23 protein-coding genes are annotated in these 24,219 nt (G+C 51.4%); 20 read left to right on the top strand and 3 right to left on the bottom strand.

What is annotated here, in order from left to right:
* Positions 1-239 precede the first annotated feature (239 nt).
* The 7 genes from MKX76_RS17865 to MKX76_RS17835 all read left to right on the top strand — a co-directional run bounded on the left by MKX76_RS17865 (position 240) and on the right by MKX76_RS17835 (position 10,766).
* A complete protein-coding gene (locus MKX76_RS17865; RefSeq protein WP_341034349.1) occupies positions 240-3,611 on the top strand; it encodes a HEAT repeat domain-containing protein in 3,372 nt (1,123 codons plus the stop codon).
* Between the two features lie 15 nt (positions 3,612-3,626).
* Positions 3,627-4,436: an AAA family ATPase gene (locus MKX76_RS17860; protein ID WP_341034348.1), complete on the top strand. Its 810-nt coding sequence runs from the start codon at positions 3,627-3,629 to the stop codon at positions 4,434-4,436.
* A 218-nt stretch (positions 4,437-4,654) separates the two neighbouring features.
* Positions 4,655-5,236, top strand: coding sequence for a TetR family transcriptional regulator (locus MKX76_RS17855; protein ID WP_210095651.1), 582 nt, complete (start codon positions 4,655-4,657; stop codon positions 5,234-5,236).
* A gap of 38 nt (positions 5,237-5,274) precedes the next feature.
* Positions 5,275-6,564, top strand: a complete 1,290-nt coding sequence (locus MKX76_RS17850) for a cytosine permease (protein ID WP_210095643.1) — start codon at positions 5,275-5,277, stop codon at positions 6,562-6,564.
* Between the two features lie 4 nt (positions 6,565-6,568).
* Positions 6,569-7,684, top strand: coding sequence for a DUF917 domain-containing protein (locus tag MKX76_RS17845; RefSeq protein WP_210095644.1), 1,116 nt, complete (start codon positions 6,569-6,571; stop codon positions 7,682-7,684).
* Entirely contained in the window at positions 7,681-9,258 is a 1,578-nt protein-coding gene (locus MKX76_RS17840; protein ID WP_210095645.1) for a hydantoinase/oxoprolinase N-terminal domain-containing protein, read from the top strand. Before MKX76_RS17845 ends, MKX76_RS17840 begins: the two co-directional genes overlap by 4 nt.
* Before the next feature lie 539 nt (positions 9,259-9,797).
* Complete coding sequence (locus tag MKX76_RS17835; protein ID WP_341034346.1) at positions 9,798-10,766, top strand: tRNA dihydrouridine synthase; 969 nt, start codon at positions 9,798-9,800, stop codon at positions 10,764-10,766.
* Positions 10,767-11,044: 278 nt separating this feature from the next.
* Here MKX76_RS17835 and MKX76_RS17830 read toward each other — a convergent pair whose 3' ends face one another.
* A complete protein-coding gene (locus MKX76_RS17830) occupies positions 11,045-11,218 on the bottom strand; it encodes a hypothetical protein (RefSeq protein WP_341034345.1) in 174 nt (57 codons plus the stop codon).
* Between the two features lie 331 nt (positions 11,219-11,549).
* The gene (locus MKX76_RS29760) at positions 11,550-11,621 is read right to left on the bottom strand and encodes a putative holin-like toxin (RefSeq protein WP_431786086.1); all 72 of its coding nucleotides are present in this window, start codon (positions 11,619-11,621) and stop codon (positions 11,550-11,552) included.
* 304 nt (positions 11,622-11,925) lie between these two features.
* On the opposite strand from MKX76_RS29760, the gene MKX76_RS17825 reads away from it, so the two are divergent.
* From MKX76_RS17825 to MKX76_RS17805, 5 genes are all read left to right on the top strand, one after another.
* Entirely contained in the window at positions 11,926-12,216 is a 291-nt protein-coding gene (locus MKX76_RS17825; RefSeq protein WP_077569668.1) for a type II toxin-antitoxin system Phd/YefM family antitoxin, read from the top strand.
* Positions 12,194-12,511: a type II toxin-antitoxin system RelE/ParE family toxin gene (locus MKX76_RS17820; RefSeq protein WP_341034344.1), complete on the top strand. Its 318-nt coding sequence runs from the start codon at positions 12,194-12,196 to the stop codon at positions 12,509-12,511. The genes MKX76_RS17825 and MKX76_RS17820 overlap by 23 nt, the downstream gene beginning before the upstream one ends.
* Positions 12,512-12,819: 308 nt before the next feature.
* Complete coding sequence (locus MKX76_RS17815; RefSeq protein ID WP_341034343.1) at positions 12,820-13,671, top strand: hypothetical protein; 852 nt, start codon at positions 12,820-12,822, stop codon at positions 13,669-13,671.
* Between the two features lie 31 nt (positions 13,672-13,702).
* The gene (locus tag MKX76_RS17810; protein WP_007131066.1) at positions 13,703-14,146 is read left to right on the top strand and encodes a hypothetical protein; all 444 of its coding nucleotides are present in this window, start codon (positions 13,703-13,705) and stop codon (positions 14,144-14,146) included.
* Positions 14,147-14,341: 195 nt separating this feature from the next.
* A complete protein-coding gene (locus MKX76_RS17805; RefSeq protein ID WP_341034342.1) occupies positions 14,342-15,091 on the top strand; it encodes a superoxide dismutase family protein in 750 nt (249 codons plus the stop codon).
* A gap of 114 nt (positions 15,092-15,205) precedes the next feature.
* On the opposite strand, the gene MKX76_RS17800 is transcribed toward MKX76_RS17805, so the two are convergent.
* Positions 15,206-15,862, bottom strand: coding sequence for a helix-turn-helix transcriptional regulator (locus tag MKX76_RS17800; RefSeq protein ID WP_144878685.1), 657 nt, complete (start codon positions 15,860-15,862; stop codon positions 15,206-15,208).
* Between the two features lie 164 nt (positions 15,863-16,026).
* Between MKX76_RS17800 and MKX76_RS17795 the strand changes: the two genes are divergently transcribed.
* From MKX76_RS17795 to MKX76_RS17760, 8 genes are all read left to right on the top strand, one after another.
* Positions 16,027-16,641: an FMN-dependent NADH-azoreductase gene (locus MKX76_RS17795; RefSeq protein ID WP_028404445.1), complete on the top strand. Its 615-nt coding sequence runs from the start codon at positions 16,027-16,029 to the stop codon at positions 16,639-16,641.
* Between the two features lie 38 nt (positions 16,642-16,679).
* Positions 16,680-18,218: a DHA2 family efflux MFS transporter permease subunit gene (locus MKX76_RS17790; RefSeq protein WP_210095765.1), complete on the top strand. Its 1,539-nt coding sequence runs from the start codon at positions 16,680-16,682 to the stop codon at positions 18,216-18,218.
* Between the two features lie 38 nt (positions 18,219-18,256).
* Entirely contained in the window at positions 18,257-19,396 is a 1,140-nt protein-coding gene (locus MKX76_RS17785) for an NADH:flavin oxidoreductase (RefSeq protein ID WP_341034340.1), read from the top strand.
* Positions 19,397-19,590: 194 nt separating this feature from the next.
* Positions 19,591-19,986 carry a hypothetical protein gene (locus tag MKX76_RS17780; protein ID WP_007131072.1) on the top strand — a complete coding sequence of 132 codons (396 nt, stop codon included), beginning with the start codon at positions 19,591-19,593 and terminating at the stop codon, positions 19,984-19,986.
* Positions 19,987-20,038: 52 nt separating this feature from the next.
* Entirely contained in the window at positions 20,039-20,401 is a 363-nt protein-coding gene (locus MKX76_RS17775) for a hypothetical protein (RefSeq protein ID WP_341034339.1), read from the top strand.
* 102 nt (positions 20,402-20,503) lie between these two features.
* The gene (locus tag MKX76_RS17770) at positions 20,504-21,457 is read left to right on the top strand and encodes a carbohydrate ABC transporter permease (RefSeq protein ID WP_341034338.1); all 954 of its coding nucleotides are present in this window, start codon (positions 20,504-20,506) and stop codon (positions 21,455-21,457) included.
* The gene (locus MKX76_RS17765) at positions 21,454-22,299 is read left to right on the top strand and encodes a carbohydrate ABC transporter permease (RefSeq protein WP_341034336.1); all 846 of its coding nucleotides are present in this window, start codon (positions 21,454-21,456) and stop codon (positions 22,297-22,299) included. Before MKX76_RS17770 ends, MKX76_RS17765 begins: the two co-directional genes overlap by 4 nt.
* Positions 22,300-22,412: 113 nt before the next feature.
* Positions 22,413-24,134 (top strand): cache domain-containing sensor histidine kinase, encoded by a 1,722-nt coding sequence (locus MKX76_RS17760; RefSeq protein WP_341034335.1) that lies wholly within the window; start codon positions 22,413-22,415, stop codon positions 24,132-24,134.
* The last annotated feature ends 85 nt before the right edge of the window (positions 24,135-24,219 follow it).

Genomic DNA, 24,219 nt, shown 5'->3' with positions numbered 1-24,219 from the left:
TCCCCGTTCACGGGCAGAAGTCCCGAAAATATAGATCATGAATATGGATTGTGCACCTGCTTCCCCATACATTAACTAGGCTGCAATGGCCGATTCCGTAGGCTATGCAGGCCCGAACTGTCGCATCGAACAGGAGAAGCCCTCGCTTATGGAGAAGTTATATGTTTCCAGGAGAGCTTGCGCAAACCGGTTACGAATAAATGGGGATCGGTCATAAGAGCATGAGGGGAGAGGAAATATTGACATATAACCATGATCTGTTGAACAAAGAGCAGCTGCTCAAGGAGCTGGATTTGCTGGGTTACTCGGACAGGATGAAGCGGATGGCGCTTCTGGGGCGCCAGTATAAAGGAGATGCGGATTTTTCCGCGCTGCTCATATCCTTGCTCGAAAGCGGCACCGCCTATGAGGCGCATTTGGCATTGACCGGTGCGGGTGTAGTAAATGATGCACGTGCGGTTTTGTTTGCCCTGAAGCATCCGAAGGCAGGGGTCAGAGGACGGGCGGCCAGATTACTGCCGGAGGTGGTGACAGCTCCGGACTTTTCGGTTGAATCCGAAATCGTGCAGATGTCCTATCATTGCCGTCGTCAACTGCTGCGGAGCATCGTAAATACCCGTCGCCAGGATTGGGCGGAACGGCTGCTGCCGCTCGTGCTTGACCGTTGGGGGGCGCAAGAAGCCTCTTTATTATTAGCCGCGTGCAGCGGAGAGACGGTTCGCAGCAGGCTTCCTGAGCTGGGGTATGCGCTACGCCATTGGCGGCTTGTAACGAAGCGCTATCCCGATCTGGCTGCAGCGTATTTCAAGAATGCTTTGCAGAACGCAACGCATCGGGAAAAGGTCAGCGTATGGTGGACGCTCTCTTCCGCGATTGAGGTACTGAGTGTTTCAAGGCCGGCAGTCGTGTTGGAATGTGCCTTGAAGCTTGGACCGACGGATATGATTCATCCTGTACTCAAGTTGCAATTGGGCATACTGATTCAGGCCAGCCCTGCGGACGTATTCGAGCTGCTGACACGTGAGGATGCGCGTGAACAGCTTTTGAATCAAGGCATTCCGGCAGGAGTTTTGAAGAAGAGAAGATGGTTCACCACAGCGCAGTGGACCACGCTGACGACTTTGCTTGCAGATCGGCCTGAGCATGTTGCCAAGGTGCTGGATACCCTTGCCCCGTCTTGCCGTGTAGCGATGTTTGATGCCGCTTATAAGGAGGATGAGCGGAAGACGCGTATGTTCCCTATGCCGCTGCTGGATGTACTGCCGCATCGGCTGCGCGACAAGGAAGCTGCCCGCATGCTGGGGCTTCGCGATGTTCGCGATCATCGGGATAGCATGCTCGAAACGGCGGCGCGTCGTTTCATTGCGAATGCCAGGGAGAAGCTGGTGCAGGCCGTCCAGGTGTCAAATAGCGATGAGCGTGCTGCGGCCTATGCCCACCTCGTTCGGAGTACGGCGTTATCCCGAAGCGGAATGGATGAGACGCTGCGCTTCCTGACCCGGATCAAGAACGACCAGGATCCGGTGCGCTGGCAAGTGATGGTCGAGCTCTCGAACTGTCCTGCTCCCATGTTTAAGGAAGAGCATGTGAATGATCTGACTGTGCTGGTGGATAGCGTGGTGGAAGCGAGAGACACTTCGTACGGGACAAGGTCGGCCACGGAGAAGCTGGCTTTTGCCCTGCTGCGTGAACATGCACTGGAGCCGAAGAGCGAGCTGTTCAAATTCGCTTTGAGAACGTTCGGAAGATTGACGATGCGTGACGGTCAGTTGGCGCTCTTCTCGATGGATTGGGAGAGCATACCAAGCTCTGCGCTGGAAGCGTTGTTCGATGAGATTTACGCCTTTGGCGTAGAAGCGAACAAGCGCGAAAACGTGAGTGTGGTCCTGCGAATGGCTAATTTGTTCGGGAAAGCCGTGGATCGATTGCCGAAGCTGCAGCTTCTGCTGGAAGAGCTGCTGGATTCCAAAACGGTATCGCCGCAGGCGGTCCATTATTGGCTGGCACCGTACAGAACGCGGGATGAGAGAGTTAGAGAACTGCTGGACAGAGACCCATCCTTCATCTCATTCCACGACGTATTCATGCATCTGCATCTGAAGCGTCAGGAGTGGCTGGACCCGTTCATCTCGGGGCAAATCATCCAAGGCAAGCATTTATCGGGAAAAACGATTTATGTCGTGCCCGCCCACAATGGGTTTCACCGGTGGCTGCCGCGTCAGCAAAAGGCATTAGCCTCCCTCTTGGAGCGGGTGGCATTGGATGCCAAACGAAGCTTCCATGAACGTGCAGCGGCGATGCGAAGCTTGGCCGTTATGCCGGATTATCGCTCTAATCAATTCGAGGTTCTGCTGCAGGACCAAGAAGTGCATGTCGTCGAGGCAGCGCTTCACGCCTATTCGTTAGAGGAAGAGCCGGAGAAGGCACTTCCTGTATTGCTGGGCAACCTGGATGGAGACCGTGCCCGGGTCGCCATGTACTCGATCCCCAGATGCATGCGCAGGGTGAGCCCGATGATGTTAACGTCGACGCTGTCGGACCTGCTGAGCCGGGAGAAGTTGAAGATCACGGTCAGAAAAGAGGTCATCCGGCTCCTTGGGGCTCATAAAAGCAGTGAGAGCATGGCGCTTCTCATCCGTGAATACGAAAAACCGAATGTGCACAAAGACGTGATGATCGCCATCGGGCATGCTGCCAGACAATGGCTTGATAATGAACGCAGCTGGTCCATGATGCGTGCCATGGCTGCTTCGCCGCAGCGTGATATCGCAAGAAGCCTGCTTAACCAGTACCCTGGCGGACTTCCGGTGGAGGCTCGGCCAAGGTATTTGCAATTGATTACGGAGATCGCAGGACATCCCGATGCTGTGGTGGCAAGAGAGGCTTTCCAGGCGATGAGCTATTGGGTGAATGGAAGCGAGGAGAAGGTGGCGGCTAGCACCGGCAGAGCGATTCTTGATATGGAGGACAACGCCAGATGGAAGGCGGCGATGGATACGCTCGTGGTGGCATGCCGTGACGGCAAGGTAAACGATCGGGTCATCAGCGTTTGCACACAGCTTGCCGGCATGGAGACGAGGGCGGAATGGAATGCTGCGCCGGAGAGAGACCTTCCTCAGCGGCAGCGTCTGGCGGCGTTGATCGACAAGCTGACCTCGTTGCCTCTCAATGCAAGGCGGGTGCTCATTCCTTTATATACGGGCCTGATCGATGCTCTTAAATCCCAAGAAACCCTGAAACCCGCCGTGATCAAGTTATATTTGGCGATGGTGGAATGGAGCGAGGCGGATCAGGCGGCCCTGCATTTGGACCCTGTGATTCAGGTCGTTGACACGCATCCGTATCTGCTGGATCACGTTTACAGACAGATCGCTCAGGCAGCCAATGCCAGCAAGGCGTATTGGAGCCCGGAGGCGATGCTGGATCTGGTGGATCATTTGAGAGATCGGCAGTCGTTTGCGGCCCAATATTTCGGTCTTTCTTTGATGCAGGTTGCGGGGGCAGCCTTATTGTGGAACCAGGCGTGTACCGACCGTTTGAGAGCGTACCGGAAGCATGAACATGAGGCGATCCGTCTGGCTGCGTTGGATATTTGGACCGTGCGTGAATAGAGGTGAGCGAAAGCGATGCTATATTTAAGGAACTTCAAACTCTCTTCCACCATTTCCAGCAATCCCAATATATATCCCGATCATGTGTTCAGGCACATCGCAGGGGAAGTTCTGCTGTTTGATCGAATCACAGTGTTATATGGCAGTAATGGCTCAGGCAAATCCACCTTGCTGAATTTAATCGCTAACAAATTGAACATCGCGGGCGCTGAGCGAATGACGAGTTATGGTCACAACGCGTACGCACAGCGGTTTATCGAGGAAAGCAGCTATGAGCTCGGGCATGATGATCAGGAGCATCCCGTATATAAGCTTCCCGAAGGGAGCCGGTACATTAAGTCAGAGGATATATTGTACGAAGTCAAGAAAATACAGCAGGAAAACGTGCTCCGCGAAGGGCTGCTGCATGAGCAGCTCGTAAAGGGAAAGAGCAAGCAAGAGGTAGAGGAGCTGGAGCAGTCGTATGAGTTCAAAAAGAAGGTGGATATCATTCAATTCGCTCAGGAGAAATACTCGAACGGGGAGACGTCGATGCAGTTTTTTGAGGAGCATTTGCTACCCGGTAAACTGTATTTACTGGATGAACCGGAAACATCGCTCTCTCCGGCGAATCAAATCAAGCTGGCCGAGCAGATGAATGATCTGGCGCGTTATTTTGACAGTCAATTTATTATCGCTACACACTCTCCCTTTGTTCTGGGTACGCTTCATGCGAAGATCTACAATCTCGATGCCCAGATTTTGCACACGGCAGAATGGTTTGAACTGGACAATGTACAATTCTTTTACCGATTTTTTCATAAGCATCAAAGATTGTTTGAATGAATAGGTTTGAGTTTCCAGAAGAGGTATCCTTCGAGTTGGGATATCTCTTTTTGGTATGGGAATTTTTATCTACCTTGGTGCATTGTCCTGCTTAAATCATTGAACGTATAAAGATTCGAAGACAATTCGGCTGGGCAATTAAATCAATTGATTTTTATGCAGAAAGTTGTATAATCTACTTAATTAACGTTAATTAAACTGGGAAAAAGGGGATGAACATGACCAGAACGAAGCTGAAAGAAGCTGCGCTGAGGTTATTCGGACAGAAGGGCTACGACGGAACGGCATTATCGGAAATCGCGAAGGAGGTTGGTGTCAAAACCCCGGCAATCTACGCTTTTTTCGAGAGCAAGGAAGATCTGTTTATGACGGTCTTCGAAGAATCGATGAGCGCCTACAACGAATATATCCAAGCGATGGCAGAAACCAGCAAAGGAATGAGCACGGAGAAAAAACTGCATGCGCTGCTGCTTCGCCAATACGATTTCCACCGGGACAAGCAGGAGCTTGCCGTATTTGCCTTCCGGTACTTAGTTTTCCCGCCGGATTTCTTGCAGGATCGGATGCACGAGGCGTTTGGGCGGTTCGATACGCTTCTGAGCAGCATTATCGGCGAGATTATCCAGGAAGGTCTGGATCGCGGCGAACTGGCCGTTATCCCGATGGAGACGCTGGTGGATTCGTACCTTACCTTGATGGACGGGCTGGGCATGCAATATTACTACTATAAATCGCCGGAGCTGTTCGAACGGAAGCTGAAACATGCCTTTGAGATGTTCTGGAGATCCGTGAAAGCTTAGGCGAACAACAAGATTGTACAGAAAGCAGAGGGTGGAGCATGAGCAATGATACGAAAATAGAAGATTACGAACGGGAGCCCGTCCCCCAGCATTTGCGGAAATCATGGCTCTCGATGGCATTCGTCTGGATTGCGATCGGCATTGACCTGTCCGCGATGTTCCTGGGGGCGCAGCTCGGCGCGGGCATGAGCATCGGCGACTCGCTTACGGCGGTCATCGTCGGTTCGGCGATATTAGGCATGATCGGGGCAGTCTGCGCATATGTGGGAGCGAAAACGGGCCTGTCGACGGCCATGATCAGCAGGTTTCTGTTTGGGAATCAAGGGGCGCTAATCGTCTCGGTCATTCTCGGCATTTCATCGCTGGGCTGGTTCGGCGTTCAGGTGGGCTTCTTCGCTTCCAACTTCCAGACCGCGTTAAACGAATTATGGGGATGGCATTGGTCGCTCTGGGTGCTGTCGATCATTGGCGGACTTCTCATGATGTCCACGGCGATCTGGGGCTATAGGGCGATTGAAAAATTAAGCGTCTGGTCGGTACCGCTGCTCGTCGTGTTTATCATTATCGCGCTGGTCATGGCGCTAAACGGGGAAGGCGGAAGCACCGTCTGGGCACCGTTCGAGGGTGAGGCTGTGCCGATGGGGACGGCGATTTCGCTGGTTATCGGTATCTTTATCCTTGGAACGGCGCTGTCCCCTGACATCGCGCGCTGGGCCAAAACGCCAAAGCATGCCGTTACCGCAGCATTTATCGGTTTCTTTGTCGGCAACAGCTTCATGACCATCATTGCAATTTTCCTGTCGCGTACGATGGATTCCGACGATCTGACGGGCATTCTACTGACGCTTGGTCTCGGTATTCCGGCGATCATCGTGCTGACGCTGGCACAATGGACGACCAATACGAACAATTTATATTCCGCGGGGCTGGGCTTCTCCGTCGTATTCAAACGGGTGCCTAAATCCGTGATTACGATTATTGCAGGTCTCATTGCGACGGCACTTGCTTGCTTTGGTATTTATGATCGTTTCATGACGTTCCTGACGTACATTACGATGCTTGTCGCACCGCTGGGCGGCATTTATACGGCTGAGTATTTGTTGGTGAACAAAAAGCGATTCTCGTTTGACGGGCTGGACAGCAACCGAAGCTGGATCCCCCGCTCCATCGTCGTATGGGTCATCGCCACGTTCTTCGGGTTCATGACAACGATGGCCCCGGATGGGCTCGGATGGTTCCAGGTAACGCAGGTTCCGGCGCTGGACAGCTTCCTGATGGCATTTATCTTGCAAGCAATCATAGGCAAATGGGTCGTAAAGAAGGGATGAAAGCATGAATCAAGCAACCAGATTAACCTCATTGGATGAACAGTCAATCGAATATATCGCGATCGGAGCTGCGGTGCTTGGCACGGGCGGCGGCGGAGATCCTCATGTCGGAAAATTGATGGCCATGGAGGCGATCCGCGAGCTTGGCCCGGTACGAATCGTCCAGCTCGAAGAGCTGGACGATGAAGGGCTTATCGTGCCGGTATCGATGATCGGAGCACCGACGGTGATGCTGGAGAAAATCCCTTCGGCAGACCAGCTGACCAAGCCGCTGGATCTGATGGAGAGAGAGCTCGGCCGCAAGGTGGACGCCGTTATGCCGATCGAGGTCGGCGGCGGCAACTCGCTCGTTCCGGTCATTGCGGCGGCACAGCGCGGAATTCCGCTCGTCGATGCCGATGCGATGGGGCGCGCGTTTCCCGAATCGCAGATGGTGACGTTCCATCTGGAAGGCATCCCCTGCAGCCCGGTGGCGATGGCGGACGAGCGCGGCAACAGCGCGCTGATGCATACGATTGACGGGGTGTGGGAAGAACGGCTGGCGCGTGCGCTGACAGTAGAGATGGGGGGCTCTGCCTCCATCTGCGATTATCCGGTATCCGGCGCGCAGGCGAAGCGAAGCGCGATCGGCGGCACGTTGACGCTCGCCTATGAGATCGGGCGGACGCTGTTCGAAGCGAAGCAGCAGAAGCTGAATCCTGTGCGCGAGCTGCTCACGAAGCTGAACGGCCATGCACTGTTCCACGGCAAGGCCGTGGATATCCGTCGCCGCATGGACGGCGGATTTACGCGCGGCGAAGCGGTATTTGAAGGTACCGGCGAGAACAAGGGAGAAACGATGCGGCTGTTTTTCCAGAATGAGTTCCTGCTCGCCACCGTTGACGATCAACCGCTCGCCATTACGCCTGATTTGATTACGCTGCTGGATCAGGATACGGGCATGCCGGTGACGACGGAGAACTTGAAGTATGGCGCCCGGGTGACGGCAGCAGGTTTGCCGTGCGACGACAAATGGCGCACGCCGAAGGGCATCGAGACGGCCGGGCCAAGATACTTCGGTTATGACTTTGATTATGTGCCGATCGAGACGTTGGCTTCGAAAGGAGGTGCGGCGAAATGACCGAGACTACAACTGCTAGTGCAAACCAGATTTACCGCATCGGCATTGATGTGGGAGGGACGAATACGGACGCCGCCCTGCTGGATTCCGACTTGCGCTGCGTGCACAAGGTAAAGGTCCACACGACGGCCGACGTGAACGAAGGCATTGTGGAGGCCGTTCGCCTGCTGCTGCAGGAAAGCGGCGTAAATGGCTCAGACATACGCTATGCGATGCTCGGCACCACGCATTGCACCAATGCCATCGTGGAGCGAAAGCATCTCGGCCGGGTAGGGCTGATACGTATCGGCGCTCCGGCAACGACGGCCGTTCCGCCGCTTGCCGGCTGGGACGAATCGCTGCGCGCTGCGGTAGGGCCGCATAGCTATATCGCCTCCGGCGGCTATGAGTATGACGGCCGCAAGATCGCCAGCCTGGACGAGAAGGAGATCGCCGAGCTGTGCCGCCGGATGAGCGGAGAAGTCGACGCGGTGGCGGTGTGCGGGGTATTTGCTCCTGTGAACCGTGAGCAGGAGAAGCGGGCCGGAGAGATCGTCCGCGAAGTGTTGGGTGCGGATATGCCGGTCACGTATTCCAGCGAGATCGGCAGCATCGGGCTGCTCGAGCGGGAGAATGCCTCCGTGCTGAACGCGGCGCTGCTGCAAGTCATTGCAGGCGTGGTGCGCGGCTTCGAGAAAGCGTTGAATGGCTTCGGCATTGATGCGCAGCTGTATATTTGCCAGAACGACGGGACGTTGATGAAGAGCGAGTATGCGCTCCGCTACCCGATTCTGACGATTGCGTGCGGACCGACGAATTCGATTCGGGGCGCGGCGCATTTGTCCGGGCTGAGCGACGCGCTGGTCGTCGATATCGGCGGCACAACGACGGATATCGGCGTGCTCGTGCAGGGCTTTCCGCGCCAATCTTCGGCAGCGGTGGATATCGGCGGCATTCGCACGAATTTTCGGATGCCGGATATTTTGTCCATCGGCCTTGGCGGCGGCACGATCGTCCGGCTTGATGACGCGGGCGGCGTAACGGTTGGCCCGGACAGCGTGGGCTACGAGCTGACGAAACGGGCCCGCATCTTTGGCGGGGATACGCTGACGGCGACGGACGTAGCGGTGAAGCTGGGCCGGGCCGCATGGCCGGGCACCAACGCGGATGCCGTGGACGAAGTCGTCTGCAGCAAAGCGGATGCAGTCATGCAGCAGAGCCTGGAGGATGCCATTGACCGGATGAAGACGAGTGCAGACCCGGTCGATGTCATTCTGGTCGGCGGCGGCAGCTTGTTGGTGCCGGAGACGCTGGCCGGGGCAAGCCGAATCATCCGGCCGGACAACTATGATGCGGCGAACGCAATCGGCGCAGCATTGGGATTGGTCAGCGGGGAGTCGGAGCGGATCTATTCGCTGGACGACTGGAGCTATGACGACGTCATCCGCGATGCAAAGGAGAGCGCCATGAACGAGGCAGCTGCTGCCGGCGCGAACCCGGAGACGTTAGAGATCGTGTCCGTCGAGGACATTCCGATTGCGTATTTGCCAGGCAATGCGCTGCTTGTGAAAGTGAAAGCTGCGGGTAAGCTGTAACGCGCTCAAGGCATTAGCCTCGCTCGGCCACTATTCGCTGCCGCATGAGAAGTTTGCGCATAGCCAGTGGGCATTTCGCATATCGGGGCTCGCGGCGATCGGTGAACAGCGCGGGACCCAAGTAAACATGAAAAATGGCGGTACGGATTCATTTCCGTACGGCCATTTTTTATTTTGCGGCCTAACTTTAAAATTCGATTTCCTCATATAAAAAATTGAAGTGCTGAAAAGTCCTTTGGCCTTTCCGTTATGGAGGCGAAGGGAGTCGAACCCCTGTCCGAAGATAACGACAGCACAAATTTCTACAAGACACTCTGATAAGGGGCGATGCCCCTTCTTTTTTTACTAATCTATGGGAGTATGCTCCTCACTTCGGATTGTGATATATTCATTTATGTGTCTACGGCTTTAACATATACTGCCGTTTGATATGCATGGCTTAAATATGCTATAAGTGAAGAAAAAGCAAGGGTATGAACGAGCTTACATTTACTATTTCGGGATAAAGATTTCCCTGCATTTATAGAGGAGTTTTGGATATGACAGAAAATTTTTGGCGGGATTTGCCGCGGCCTTTTTTTGTGCTGGCGCCCATGGAAGACGTGACGGATGTAGTGTTTCGCCATGTCGTAAGCGCAGCAGCCAGACCGGATGTGTTTTTTACGGAGTTTGCGAATACAGAGAGCTATTGTCACCCGGAGGGGCATCATAGCGTGCGCGGACGTTTGACGTTTACAGAGGATGAACAGCCCATGGTAGCGCATATCTGGGGCGATAAGCCGGAATACTTTCGTCAGATGAGTATCGGCATGGCGAAAGAAGGGTTTAAAGGCATCGATATAAATATGGGTTGTCCTGTACCGAATGTAGCCGAGAATGGGAAGGGAAGCGGCTTGATCTGCCGTCCCGACGTTGCAGCGGATATTATCCAGGCCGCAAAGGCCGGAGGACTGCCCGTCAGCGTAAAAACAAGGCTCGGCTTTAGCAGGGTGGACGAATGGCGCGGCTGGTTAACCCATATTTTGGAGCAAGACATTGTGAATCTGTCCATCCATCTGCGGACAAGAGACGAGATGAGCAAAGTAGAAGCTCACTGGGAACTGATTCCGGAGATTAAACAGCTTCGTGATGAGGTAGCGCCAGATACACTTCTAACCATTAACGGGGACATTCCTGACCGTCAGACCGGCCTGAAGCTCGCTGAACAATACGGCGTGGACGGAATTATGATCGGGCGCGGGATTTTCCATAATCCATTCGCTTTTGAGAAGGAGCCGAAGGAACATAGCAGCGAGGAATTGCTGGGTCTGCTGCGGCTGCATTTGGATCTGCATGATCAATATTCCGAACAGATGCGGCGCTCCTTCAGCGCCCTTGTCCGCTTCTTCAAAATCTATGTCCGTGGATTCCGAGGGGCAAGCGAGTTGAGAAATCGCTTAATGAACGCAAAGTCAACCGATGAAGCACGTGCACTGCTTGATGAATTTGAGGGTGGAGGAGTAGTATAAGCTCGGAACCGTATAGGTTCACATCCAAACCATTCCTTACGTTAAAGGAGTGGTTTTCTTATTGTCTTTTGAATGCGAGGGTTGTGGCTGCATCCGTTAGCGAGCCGTGGGCGGTGCGTATATCGGCTTCGGTCGCTGTTAAAATCGGGAAGCTGAGTGGATATCAGCTAAATGCCCCGCGTGGCGGCCCGCTTTATTAGCCAGGGACTACCCCGGTCGATAGGGGACGTTGCTGCGTCTTCCATTGGACAAAGAAAAAGACCGCCCCTTGACGGTCTTTATCCTGCGCTCACAAATTGGAGGATCCCAATAAGAACTAATAAGAGAAAAATAACGAGTACTATGATGATTCCTATTTTAAGTGTCTTGAAGCCATTTGACTTCTTTGCCAGCTGCTCTTCAACAGAATTCAATCGCTCTTTAAGCGCTTGGATTTCATCCTCCTGCCTCATGCCAACCTCCTTACAAGCATTTTGTAACCTATCATATGTATTCAATATTCAGCAACGATACCCTCTTTCGATGCAGAATGGATACGAAATGAGGACTTGCTCTGTACCAGTGGCTGCCGGATATCGCTGGTTATTGAAGTGGCAGAATACCGGATCGAGCGTTCATCTGAAAATCAGTTCGGATCATTGAGGACTAAAACCGGGTATGATATGATAAGAATAAATAAGGGACCGTGCTGTAACACGATCCCTGCACAACAACCGCTAACAGAGCGGTCGGCTGCAAGTCTTCAGTCAGAAAATAGACCGTAACCTTGCGACGGGCGGTCTATTATCGTTTATTAAACGATAACAATGCGACGATTAACGTCCCGAAGGTAAGCATTAAGCTCATCGCTTCCATACACTGTCATGGGCATCACCTCCCGTCCGGGAGACTAGCCGACCGCCTTTATTAGCCAAATGTCGTACATTCCAAATTATGGCATGCAAGCTCCGATATTCGGGGCTTTTTCTTTTGCCTCCATGCATGAATACGACCATCAGAAGTGAATTGGATATATCATTGAGTTTTTGAAGGGTACGGAGTGAGTTTCGTTATTGCCCATTTTCAAAAGTGTACAAGTGAAAGTAGGGGGTTACATTGAATATATAGCGGAATATAGGTACAATATGATTAAAGAATGGCTATGAAAGGAGTGGATACGGTGTTAATTAAACCATCGGCGAGTATACGTCAAAACTATAATGAAATTGCTGATTTGTGTAAAACGTCCGGGGAACCCGTGTATTTGACCAAAAATGGTGAAGGGGATCTCGTCGTCATGGACATTGAGGCATTCTCCCGTCGTGAGAAGATGTTGAAGCTCCGTGAAGAGTTGCTGGCTGTTCAAGAGGATCGATTGGCTGGACGCATTGGTGTAACTCCTGACGAATTGGATGCCTATTTGGACAGTGTTATTGATGAGGTCGAACATGGAAAAAAAACCTCGTTATAACGTAATCATTTCTGACCGTGCCCGTCAAATGTTAGCAAACCATGTGCGTTTTCTTGCGGAAAAAAGTCCCGAGGCTGCACGCAACACGAAAAACGAATTGCTCCAAGCGATACGTTCATTGGAGCGGATGCCAGAACGTTATCCTTTTCTAGAAGCGGAATTTATACCTCCGAACAAATATCATAAGATGTTTGTGGAGAAGTGGTATCTAGTGCTGTACCAGGTCCAAGATGAGATGGTGTATGTGGATCATATTGTAGATTGCAGGCAAGATTATCGCTGGCTGGTACGCTAACAACACTAAATTGAAGGTATATGCTGATGGAAAAGTTAGCAGGGGAAAGGGACATTGCCGCCACTGCTCTTTCAGTTCGTAATCAACCATTCCATATAAGGAGTGGTTTTTTTCTTATGATTGAGATTACTTACCTAGTAAATCCCTATCTTCGATTCAATTTCGGAATACGGTAAGATACCGAGTATTTCTCACTGCTGCGGACGCAAAGTCTTTCGCAGCCTTTTTATATGGGGAAGAGGATATCCGTTGGGTCCTACAGAATAATTTGAAACTGTAATTATTTTGAGCTTTGAAGGCAATTTGTAATGAAAACAAAATTGATCCTGGTTGAGGGCCTGCCTGGGTTCGGCAAATCGACGACGTCCCGGATGATTCATGACATTCTTACCGAACGAAACATCGAGGCCCGGCTTGTCATGGAAGGGGATGCAGAACATCCGGCAGATTATGAGGGAACGGCGTGTTTAACTGAAGAAGAATTCGGACGTCTGCTGCAGGTCGCAGGTCCTTTTAAACAAATATTGATCGAACGGGCTGCCAAGAAAGGCAGCTGGTATCTCTTGCCCTACCAGAAACTGAAGAACGAATATGAAGCCTCTATGCCGGATGATCTATATCATTCGTTGTCCAAACAGGATATTTACGAGCTCCCGCCGGACCTCAACAGGAGACTCATCACCGATCGGTGGGAGACATATGCGGAGCAGGCGGTGCATGAGAATACGCTCATGATTTTTGAGTGCTGTTTCATTCAGAATCCGGTGACCGTCGGTATGGTGAAGCATGATGCGCCGGAAGAGCAAGTGACTGACTACGTGCTGGGGCTGGAAAAGACGATCCACCCGCTGAATCCCCTATTGTTCTACATTGAGCAAAACGATCTCGGATATGCATTCCGCAAGGCCATCCGGGAACGCCCGGAGGCTTGGGCCACAGGATTCGTCCATTACTACACCCAGCAGGGATACGGCAAGCATCACGGTCTAGAAGGCGTCGAAGGGACTTTGCAAGTCTTGGAAGCCCGGCGCCAGCTGGAATACAGCATCTTGGACAAGCTCGGACTGAACAAGGAGCGAATCAATAACTCCCTTTATGATCAAGACACGTACAAAACCATGCTGATCAACAAGCTGAAGCTGCATGGCGTTATCCAGTAATATTCTTCCATAGATAAGAAAGGCCGGTTTAATGAAGCGCTTATTAACGATCACGATTCTGTGTATTACAACGGTCCTAATGGCAGGCTGCGAGAAAGAGACGGGTTGGGCGACGATGCAGCTTCTAGACGAACAGATCGCCGAAATCCGGATCTCGGCATTCGAGAATTGGGACGAGATGAATGGGGATACGCTGCTGTCCTTGAAGGAAGCGAAAGATGTAAGCGTATTTGAGGAAGCCATCCGTACGACCCGCAAGCAGCCAGATGATGCCAAACGAACGGAACCGAATTACGATGTGATGGTTGTCTATGCACAGCAATCTCCCGTTCATGCCATCAGGCTGTGGCTAGGGGAAGAGGGACAGGAAAGTGTATTCAGCTATGCTTTCAAAGATTGGGGAGAAGATGTATATGTGGTACCGTCCAAATATACGGATCGGATGAGAGAACTCATTTTGTCTGAGGGGAATTAAAGCCGTAGCCTGTATCCTCTTCTGCTCCGCCGTTTCAGATGATTCAAGTGCTAAAATTTATCTGTTATCGCTTGAACCTGTCTTTCGGAATCAATCGCTAACGCCGAAAGCCCCAACTCTCATAAAATCACGGCCCAGACGTATAAAATCAGAGGATTGGGAGATGAATGATACCATCATTCAGGAGGCGATGAAGTGAAGAAGAAGACTAACAAGTTAAAATATATGGCGGGAGCTTTTCTTGCCGGAGCCCTATTACTTATAGGGATCTTGATTGCTGCGAATCCCGAAGGAACCCTAAGCGCGATTAAACACACAACGTCTAAAATAAGCGATTACGTTAACGGGAAGGACAACTCCACCGCTGACGGCCCATTAGCGAAACAAGGGACGGCAACCTCGGATCCTAATATGCCTGCCGGCCGCAACGGTGTGTCAGCTCGCATGGATTCGGAACCAGTTAACCAACCCGTCTACTGGAGCGAGGCTTCCAGGAAGGAATCCATGGGGCATCCTGTAGTCAAGCTGTACAATGCGGCGGGAGAGCCTATTGGTTCCGCTACCTTGGAGCAGATCCATGACGGGGTGAAGGTGAAGATTACCGCATCCGGACTAACTCCGGGCAAGCATGGGTTCCATGTGCATGAGAATGCAATTCAGGGAACGGATTTTAAATCTGCCGGCGCTCATTTTAACCCGACCCATAAGCATCATGGCCTTGAGAATCCACAAGGAAGCCATGTCGGCGACATGCCGAACCTGGTCGTAGGCGCTGACGGCACCGTGGAAGCGGAGACGATCATCCAGCATGGAACGCTAGAGAAAGGCCAGCCCAACTCGGTACTTGGGCGCTCGCTGATCATTCATGCCGGTGAAGATGACAACGTCACCGATCCGGCGGGCAATTCGGGCGACCGTGTGGCCGGAGGAAATATCCCGGAGTAATCCGGCAAGCAGGCGGCGCTATCGGTTAACACATAGAAATGCCCGTGAACAACGCATCTCCACAGGGAGATGCGTTTTTTTAGTTATCAGAAAGTATATTGATCCAGGTGATCTTCACAGACCCTGCTTGTCCGTTATCCGATAAGCATAGCTGGGGCCGTCTGACAAAAGATATTCAACACGTTCGATGGTCACATGATCGCCAAGCACCGATTGAAACAGTTCGAGCTCGTTATCGGTAAAACGGGAACTAACAGCGACAGCCTCTGCGATCGGACAATGTTTCTGTACGAATAAGAAGCTTCCGTCCTCCTGCTCTTGTATTTCCGGAAAATACCCTTCGTTCATACGGATCATGACCAGCTTTTGGAGCCTGTCCCTTAGGCTGTCCGCATCGGACAAATGCTCCCGATATTTTATTATTTGATTATGTTTGAGGTCCTCAAGCACTCTCCCCAATCCTTCATCTCCGAACGTGGCCCTGACCGAATGAAGTAAATCGACCGATAATTGCAAATAGCCGTTAGGAAACCAACGGTTGGCCAAGGCCGTCAGCCTCCATACCTTTGCTGGCCTGCCGATGGGACGAGCCTCTTCCTCATATTCAACGACTTCCTGTTTCTGTAGTTCATATAAATGCTGACGCACAGCCATCCCTGTCAATGATAACTTCGAAGCTAACGTAACGGCATCCATAGGACCATGCTGCTTCAGCAGCGTTACAATGGCTTTTCTGGTGGATGTTACAGATGACTCGTCCTTCTTTTTCAATGGTTCACGACCCCCACATCACATATTACGAGAGATGCTTCTCCCCTTATATTCTAAAGAAAGTTCTTTACAAAGTCAAAAGAAACTGGTTAAATTTGTTTTATAAATAAAATACTTTATAAAGTGTAGCCCATCAAAAGTGGCCTATGAATGGAGGAAATGAAATGACAACAACGTTATTTATTCAAGCGAGCAATCGCCCGGCGGAGCACGCTGTCAGTGTGCAAATGTACGAAGCCTTCTTGTCAAGCTATAAGGAATCACACCTTCAGGAGGCTATTGTGGAAGTGAATTTATTTCATGAACCGCTGCCCTATCTGGGGACCACGATGATAACGGGAAATTATAAAATCGCCCAAGGCTTGACGCTCACACCGGAAGAAGAAGCCGAGCAACAGATGGTTCGTAAGTACCTGGATCAGTTTCTTGTAGCCGATAAAATCGTCATAGCTTTCCCGCTTTGGAATCTTACGGTTCCAGCTGTCTTGCATTCGTATTTGGACTATCTGCATCAGCCCCGTAAAACCTTTAAATATACAGCGGAAGGCTTGGTCGGACTATTGCAAGGCAAGAAAGTCGCTCTATTAAATGCCAGGGGCGGTATCTATGCGGAACAAGATGAGCTTGCGGTTAGTTTTGTCAAAAGGCATTTGCAGGTGTTCGGCATTACGGACATCACCACGATTGTTATAGAAGGTCATAACCAATACCCCAATCGCAGGGAGACCATCATTGCTGAAGGTCTCAGAAACACGGCACTTGCGGCAAAAATGTTCTGACGGCGGCTGGATATCGAAAATAGAGGGAGTGGAGTCGATTGGCCCAACAACGAAGGTTTATCATACTGATGTCCATTGCTTTAGGCTTGGTGCTGACCGCACTGGATCACACGATCGTATCGGCAAGTGTCAGCAAGATCATAGACGACATCGGCGGTCTGGATAGAGTCACCTGGATTTATACCACCTACGCACTGGCCGGAACGAGCACGATGTTAATATTCGGCAAGCTCTCCGATCTTTTCGGGAGGAAGACCTTGTATTTGGTTTCCATCGGCATCTTCCTTCTGGGCTCCGCACTCTGCGGAACGGCCCAGACGATGGAGCAGCTTAGCATTTACCGGGTCATACAAGGAATCGGATCCGGCGGTATTTTTCCGATTTCCTTCTCCTTGATATATACCTTGTATACCGATCCCAAAGAATCGGGGAAGCTGTCGGGGATATTTGGTGCCGTATTCGGACTCTCTTCGATTGCGGGGCCGCAGATCGGTATGTGGATTTCCGAAACGCTATCCTGGCGTTGGTGCTTCTATATCAACTTGCCGATCGGGATCCTCTCGTTCGCGGCAATGCTCCTAACGCTACGGGAATCCCGAGCGGAGACGAAGCCGAAAATCGATGTGCTTGGTGCCATACTGATTGTCATTGCTACGGTCTGTTCCATGATTGCGCTCGAACTTGGCGGTAATAACGTATCATGGACCTCCTGGAAGATCATGGCCTTGTTCGGGATTTCGGTTATGGCGGTCATAAGTTTCTTCACTGTGGAACGGCGGGCCATGGAGCCCATCTTGCCGCTCAAGCTATTCAAAAACCGTATGGTGACAGGAACAAGCATCGTCGTCTTCTGTCAAGGTGCCATGATGTTCGCCGCGATGACCTACCTGCCGCTCTATACCAACTATGTACTGGGAGAAAGCCGATTAAATTTATTGCTGACTCCGTTGATGTTGTCCATGATCATCGGCTCCGTTCTGATGGGTTTAATTCTCACCCGCTTCCAAATCCGGACCGTCATGGTGGTCAATATGGGGATCGGAATCGTTGTTTCTAGCTTGTTCATGAGTCTTTCGCCGGCTGTTCCTTTTTGGCAATTCATTGGAATGGTTGTCCTGCTCGGGCTGGGCGTGCTCGGCCCCCTGAACAGTCTCAGTCAGAACGCCGTCGCTTACAGCGTTGAAGAACGATCCATCGGTATTGCTTCATCGCTTGTCGGCTTCTGCCGCAGCATGGGCGGCGTAATGGGCGCTTCGATCATGGCCGTCATCGTCAATTCCCAAATGACCGCGTCGGTCGAGACGGCAATTACACGATTCAACCTGAATTCGAGCTCCAACCCGTCCTATCATCCGCCGGATGCCGAAACCGTGCTGCGATATAAAGATCGTTTTGAACCGGAGCTGGTGTCCTACTTTACACACGCGATGGATCATGCAATTACACAAGGATTTGTTCTGCTTCTTGGCTTCTCTGTCCTCGGCGCCATCGCGGCTCTGACGGTCGGATCGATGAAAATAAAAAAACGTTCCGAAGAGACATCCCGGGCTAAAACAAGTTCACGGCTTGAAATTTAATAATTACGCAAGAGAACAAATAAGGAGGATTCATTATCATGTCTAATCCATCAAACGGGAACGCATCCGCCGTTCACCCTTCCGTACAGCCTTTATTTACGCCATTTTCGATCGGTACATTGACGCTTCCTAATCGAATCGTCATGGCGCCTATGACCCGATCGTTCTCGCCGAATGGCATACCCGGTGCTGATGTTGCCCGGTATTACCGGCGTCGGGCCGAGAATGGGGTGGGGCTCATCATAACGGAGGGAACCGTCATTAACCATCCCTCGTCAGCTGACCATCCGAACGTCCCTCATTTCTACGGCCCTGCTCTGAAAGGCTGGTCGTCTGTTGTCGAGGAAGTTCATGCGGCAGGAGGCCTTATTTTCCCTCAACTGTGGCATGTCGGCATGGCACGGAAAATAGGCAGTCCTCCGAATCCGGAAATTCTCCCTATAGGACCATCCGGAATCGATCTGTCCGGCCATCAAGTAACCGCACCTATGACCGAATCGGATATCCTTTCCGTGATTGACGCATTCGCCCAGGCGGCTGCCGACGCTAAGTCACTCGGTTTCGACGGTATCGAAATCCATGGAGCCCACGGCTACTTGATTGATCAATTTTTCTGGAAAAAAACCAATAGGAGATCAGACCGATACAGCGGCGAAAGCTTCGAGGGGGCCACGCGTTTCGCTGTAGAAATCATTCGCGCCGTTCGGCATGCGGTCGGTCCCGATTTCCCGATTGCTCTGCGCATATCTCAATGGAAAACCTCGAACTACACGGCCAAGCTGGCGGAAACGCCGGAGCAGCTGGCCTCATTCCTTGAGCCGCTGACAGCCGCAGGTGTCGATATCTTTCATTGTTCGACCCGTCGCTTCTGGGAACCCGAATTCGAAGGCTCTAACCTAAACTTGGCAGGATGGGTCAAATTATTGACCGGACGACCGACCATAACCGTCGGATCCGTAGGGTTAAACGAAGAATTCATGCGCTCCTTCGCTTCCGGCCAAGCGACTCAGGTGACCGGGATCGATGGTTTGATCGAAAGACTTGAGCAAAATGAGTTTGATCTGGTGGCCGTTGGGCGCTCGTTGTTAGTAGACCCAGAGTGGGCGATGAAAATCCGGAACGGACGGTTCTGCGAGCTGAAACCTTTCACAGTCGATGCGCTGAATTCCCTATACTGATCCATGATTGAACATCATTCGGTGCACCGGATCTGAACTCATAAGAGGATTTGGTCGGGGATTTATGGAAAGGTATATAGATCCTTACCGCAAGCGCAGGACATGAACGGCAAGGATTCGAAGAACGTGGACTTTAACTTATTTTTTCATACTAAACTACCGGGCCTATCGGAGCCCACCCGCGGGGGATGATCATGGGAATAGCATTCAAATTGGAGTGCGGTACGTGCCATTACAACAGCATTATTTATGAAGGAATCGGCTTTATGTACATCTCCTTGAAGTCGATCGCTTCGTTTGTCACAGATCCGGCGCTTAAGCAGGTGATCGGAGAATTTATGGAGGATGGTTCCGTCTCGTACGACGCTCATCAGGCACTGTATGTGTGCCCACAATGTGATGGCATTCAAAATGAATTGTACATTGAGATGAAGTCAGACCGGTCACAGTATCGGCGCGTTTGCAACTGCAAGAGATGCGGAGCCGAAATGGAACGGACACCGATTGAGCACAACGTGCCGATTCGTCTAACCTGTCCAGATTGCAGGGAAAGCGAGCTGATGGCGACGTCTTTTATGGATTGGGATTGATGGGGCGGCGGATCGTGATGAAGATAAATCCAAAACTAAAGGGGAACTTTCATTGTCGATATTACTAATATTCCTTTTGTTTGTTGCCGGCGCTTGTTTCACATGGTTGGGATCGAAGCTGTCTTACATGAGTATCCGGGCCTCCCGATCCATTGCTAGTTCAAGTGCACCTGGTGAGTTAACCCGGCAAGATAAAATTGAATTACTCGCAGTGCACGTGGCTGGCTTCTTGGTCGTATTAGGCATCCTTCTTCTTCTGTTCTACCTGCTTACCAAAGGTCGGCAAAACGCAAAGGCATATCATATCTATGCACTGATCATCCAAATCCTATTTGTCATTGGATTTTTCATCATCAACTATACTTATCTTTTTGTGGATTATCCGGCACACCTGGATTCCGGTTTTCCGTTCTGACGACACATTCTGAAAATATTGAATGATTTTGAGCAATTGTCTTATGTAGTTCCCGGCGGCTCTCCTTCTATACTGAAGGTACGAAAAAAGGAGAGTGAGTTCATGGAACGAGCAACATCTGCAGCATCCGGAATACCTGTTCGCAAAAAGCCATCTCGCAAGCGCTGGGACTCTCCCCTTGCAGGTTATCTGTTTATTTCCCCTTGGCTGATTGGATTTCTGGCGTTGACGGCCTATCCGATGCTGTTGTCCCTCTACTATTCCTTCACGGATTACACGCTCATGAAGCCGATCGAGTGGGTCGGCCTGGACAATTACGAGCGCATCCTTATGGCGGACGACAAATTTGCCCAATCGCTCAAGCTCACATTTTATTATGTACTCGCCTCGGTGCCGCTAAAGCTGATTGCCGCGCTGATGGTTGCGCTCCTGCTAAAAAGGGCCGTGCGCGGGATATCCGTCTATCGGACGGCCATTTATTTTCCTTCCTTAATCGGGGCGAGCATCGCGGTGTCCCTGCTGTGGAAAAATATTTTCGGCGTGGACGGCTTCTTCAACAAGGTGCTTGGATTTTTCGGGATTCCCGGCACGGGCTGGGTCACGAACCCCGATACCGCATTATGGTCCCTGATTGGGTTGTCGGTATGGCAATTCGGCTCCTCGATGGTGATTTTCCTGGCGGGCCTGAAGCAGATTCCGAATGATCTGTATGAAGCCTCCGCGGTGGATGGGGCGGGCAAGCTGAAGCAATTTTACAAAATCACGCTTCCGATGCTGTCGCCCACATTATTCTTCAATCTCATTATGGGGGTCATTAACTCCTTCCAGATGTTCACGCCTGCATACGTCATCACCGGCGGCGGGCCGATGAACTCTACCTATGTCTATGCGTTATACCTGTATGAAAGGGCATTCAGCCGCTATCAGCTGGGCTATTCCTCTTCCTTGGCCTGGATCATGCTGATCTTGATTGTGGCTGCCGCCGTGATCATTAACCTGACTTCGAAATACTGGGTATTCTACGAGTCCGAGAGCCAAGGAGGGAAAAGAAAATGACCAGACACAAATGGAACCCCGTAATTCGCCATGCGATGCTCATCCTATTCAGCTTGGTGATGGTGTATCCGGTCATTTGGTGGATTGGCGCCTCCCTGAAAACAAACCAGGAGCTCAGCTCTCCGTCCATCTTCCCGTCCGTGCCGCAGTGGTCCAATTACGTCAACGGATGGAATTCCGTTCCGGGCTTCACCTTTACCGACTTCTATCTGAATACCTTTTATCTAATTACGGCGGTCATCATCGTAACGGTCATTTCCTGTACGCTGGTCGCCTTCGGATTTGCAAGGCTGGACTTCCCGCTTCGCGGCTTCTGGTTCTCGCTGCTCATGCTCACGCTGATGCTGCCGGGTCAAGTGCTCATCATTCCGCAGTATGCGATGTTCCACCAGTTCGGCTGGGTCAACACCTACCTGCCGTTCATCGTGCCCCATGCGTTAGCGGGAGGGGCGGGAGGAACCTTCTTCGTCTTCCTGCTCGTTCAGTTCATACGCGGAATCCCGCGGGAACTGGATGAATCGGCCAAGATCGACGGTTGCAGCTGGTTCGGGATTTACTGTCGGATTGTCATGCCCTTGATGAAGCCTTCCATCGTGACGGTCATCATCTTCTGCTTCCTATGGAACTGGGATGATTTCCTTGGCCATCTTCTGTACATTAATTCCGTCGACAAATACACGGTAGGCTTGGCTTTGCGGATGATTAACGATTCGCAAGGCGGCGCGGAATGGGGACAACTGCTCGCGATGTCGCTCGTATCCATTCTGCCGGCTACGCTGCTGTTTGTCTTTGCCCAGAAATATTTTGTGGAGGGTGTAGCTACCACAGGACTAAAAGGGTAGTAGCTAGGCCTGCCGATATATTATAAAATGAGAAAACATTGAGGCAGCGGTTCGCCGCACGGCTTCAATGTTTTTTTCGGATCGGAATGGATAAGCATGGAGGATGAGCGCTTATGATCAATCCCTTCAAGAAATACCGGATCGATTCCCTGTTTATTATTTGCTTTGCAGGGCTGATCACGATTGTGCTGGCGATCACGGTATGGACCAGTTATGCCATGACCTCGCGGGAATTGGCCGACAACACGTCGTATTACCAGAAAAGGCTGCTCGAGGAGCTGAACAATGAAATTACGGGACGTCTGACGTCGATCGAGCAGATCTCGCTGACCACGTCCAGGGACAATGATTTGCTTACGTTTTTGTCGGGAAAAGAGGATGAGTTTAATCACTACAGACGCTCCAAGGGCATACAGGAAGCGCTGGCTCATCTTACGTATTCGATTCCGCAAATTCAAGCCATCGATTTATATATGGAGCAGCCCGAGTGGGGGGATCGGCAGAGCTATATTCAGTTCCATGGATTAACGGAGGCTGAGACAAAGCCATGGTATCCTTTGCTGAAGAACAATGACTTTTCCTGGTCAGAGGAGCATGATTTAACGACCTATAATGGGAACGTGCCTGTGCTCAGCTTTTCCCGCAAGGTGTACAACAACTCCCGGTACTTGGGTATTCTTGTCGTGCATGTGAAAGCGGATTGGATCCGCGGGATTCTCGAAGGATACTCTAAAGATTCGAACCGGATGCTGCTGGATCTGAACGGCAGGGAGCTGCTGAGCGTCGGGAAATCAATGAGGGATGCCGGATTACAGGAGCAGGATTTGCGGTTCACGGACCAATCCGGTGTGCCACGGCTGCATACACAGCATGGCGTCGAGTCTCTGATCGTCTATTCCAAAGTCGCCGACTCCAACTGGATGCTGGTTGAGATTACCCCTTGGGAGAGAATTACGTCAGGCAGCGTCAAGCTGGCTGGAGCCATTATTACCATCGGCATCGGAGCCCTATTGCTGGCTTTTTTGTTAACGCTATGGCTAAGCAGGCAATTGTTGAAGCCGATCGCCCAGTTAGTCAGAGCCATGAAGAATTACGATGTCGGTGGGAGACAAGCTGAGCTGGCCGGTGATTACACGAATGAATTCGGCATTCTGTTTGCAGGGTTTCGCAGACTGAATGAGCGAATCCAGGCATTGTACGCCTCCCTGGCGCAGCGTTACGAGCAGCAGCGGAAGGCGGAAATCGAAGCGCTCCAAGCCAATATTAATCCGCATTTTCTATATAACACCTTGGACCAGCTGAACTGGATGGCGATTGCGGAGGGACAGGAGAAGATGAGCCGCATTCTGGAGCTGATGGGCCGCATGTTCCGCATCGGATTATCGCATGGAGAAAGCTTTATCACGATTGAAGAAGAGCTGACTCACGTCGCATGCTATTTGGAAATCCAGCAGATCCGGTGGGAAGACGGTCTGGAATACGAGGTGCATGCCTCCCAGGAAATCCGCAACTTATTCATTCCCAAAATGACGCTCCAGCCTTTCGTCGAAAATTCAATCATTCATGGATTTAATTCAAGGCAAACTGGCCGAATTCAAATTAAGGCTGAGGAAGAGGGCAGCCGGATCCGAATGACGATTATCGACGACGGAAGTGGGCTTGCTCCTCAGAGCAAAGGGAGCCATCGCCGCAAAGGAGGTTACGGGATCCGGAATGTGAGAGAGCGGTTCTCGGCGTTTTTTAATGAAAATTATGAGATCCACGTTAAGGACGGCGAGTTTGAAGGGGTCGTTGTAACGATCATCTTCCCAAGGCTTGAGGAAGCACAGACGTAATGCATAATCAGACGATTTTATAATAAATTGTGCATCTCTCTTATACTCCCGTCATCCCGGAATTGATAGGATCATATTGACCACA

Source organism: Paenibacillus sp. FSL R5-0810 (assembly GCF_038002285.1).
Taxonomy (GTDB): domain Bacteria; phylum Bacillota; class Bacilli; order Paenibacillales; family Paenibacillaceae; genus Paenibacillus_AQ; species Paenibacillus_AQ lactis.
Note: the sequence above shows the minus strand (reverse complement) of the source record. Positions and strands in the feature narration are given on the sequence as shown.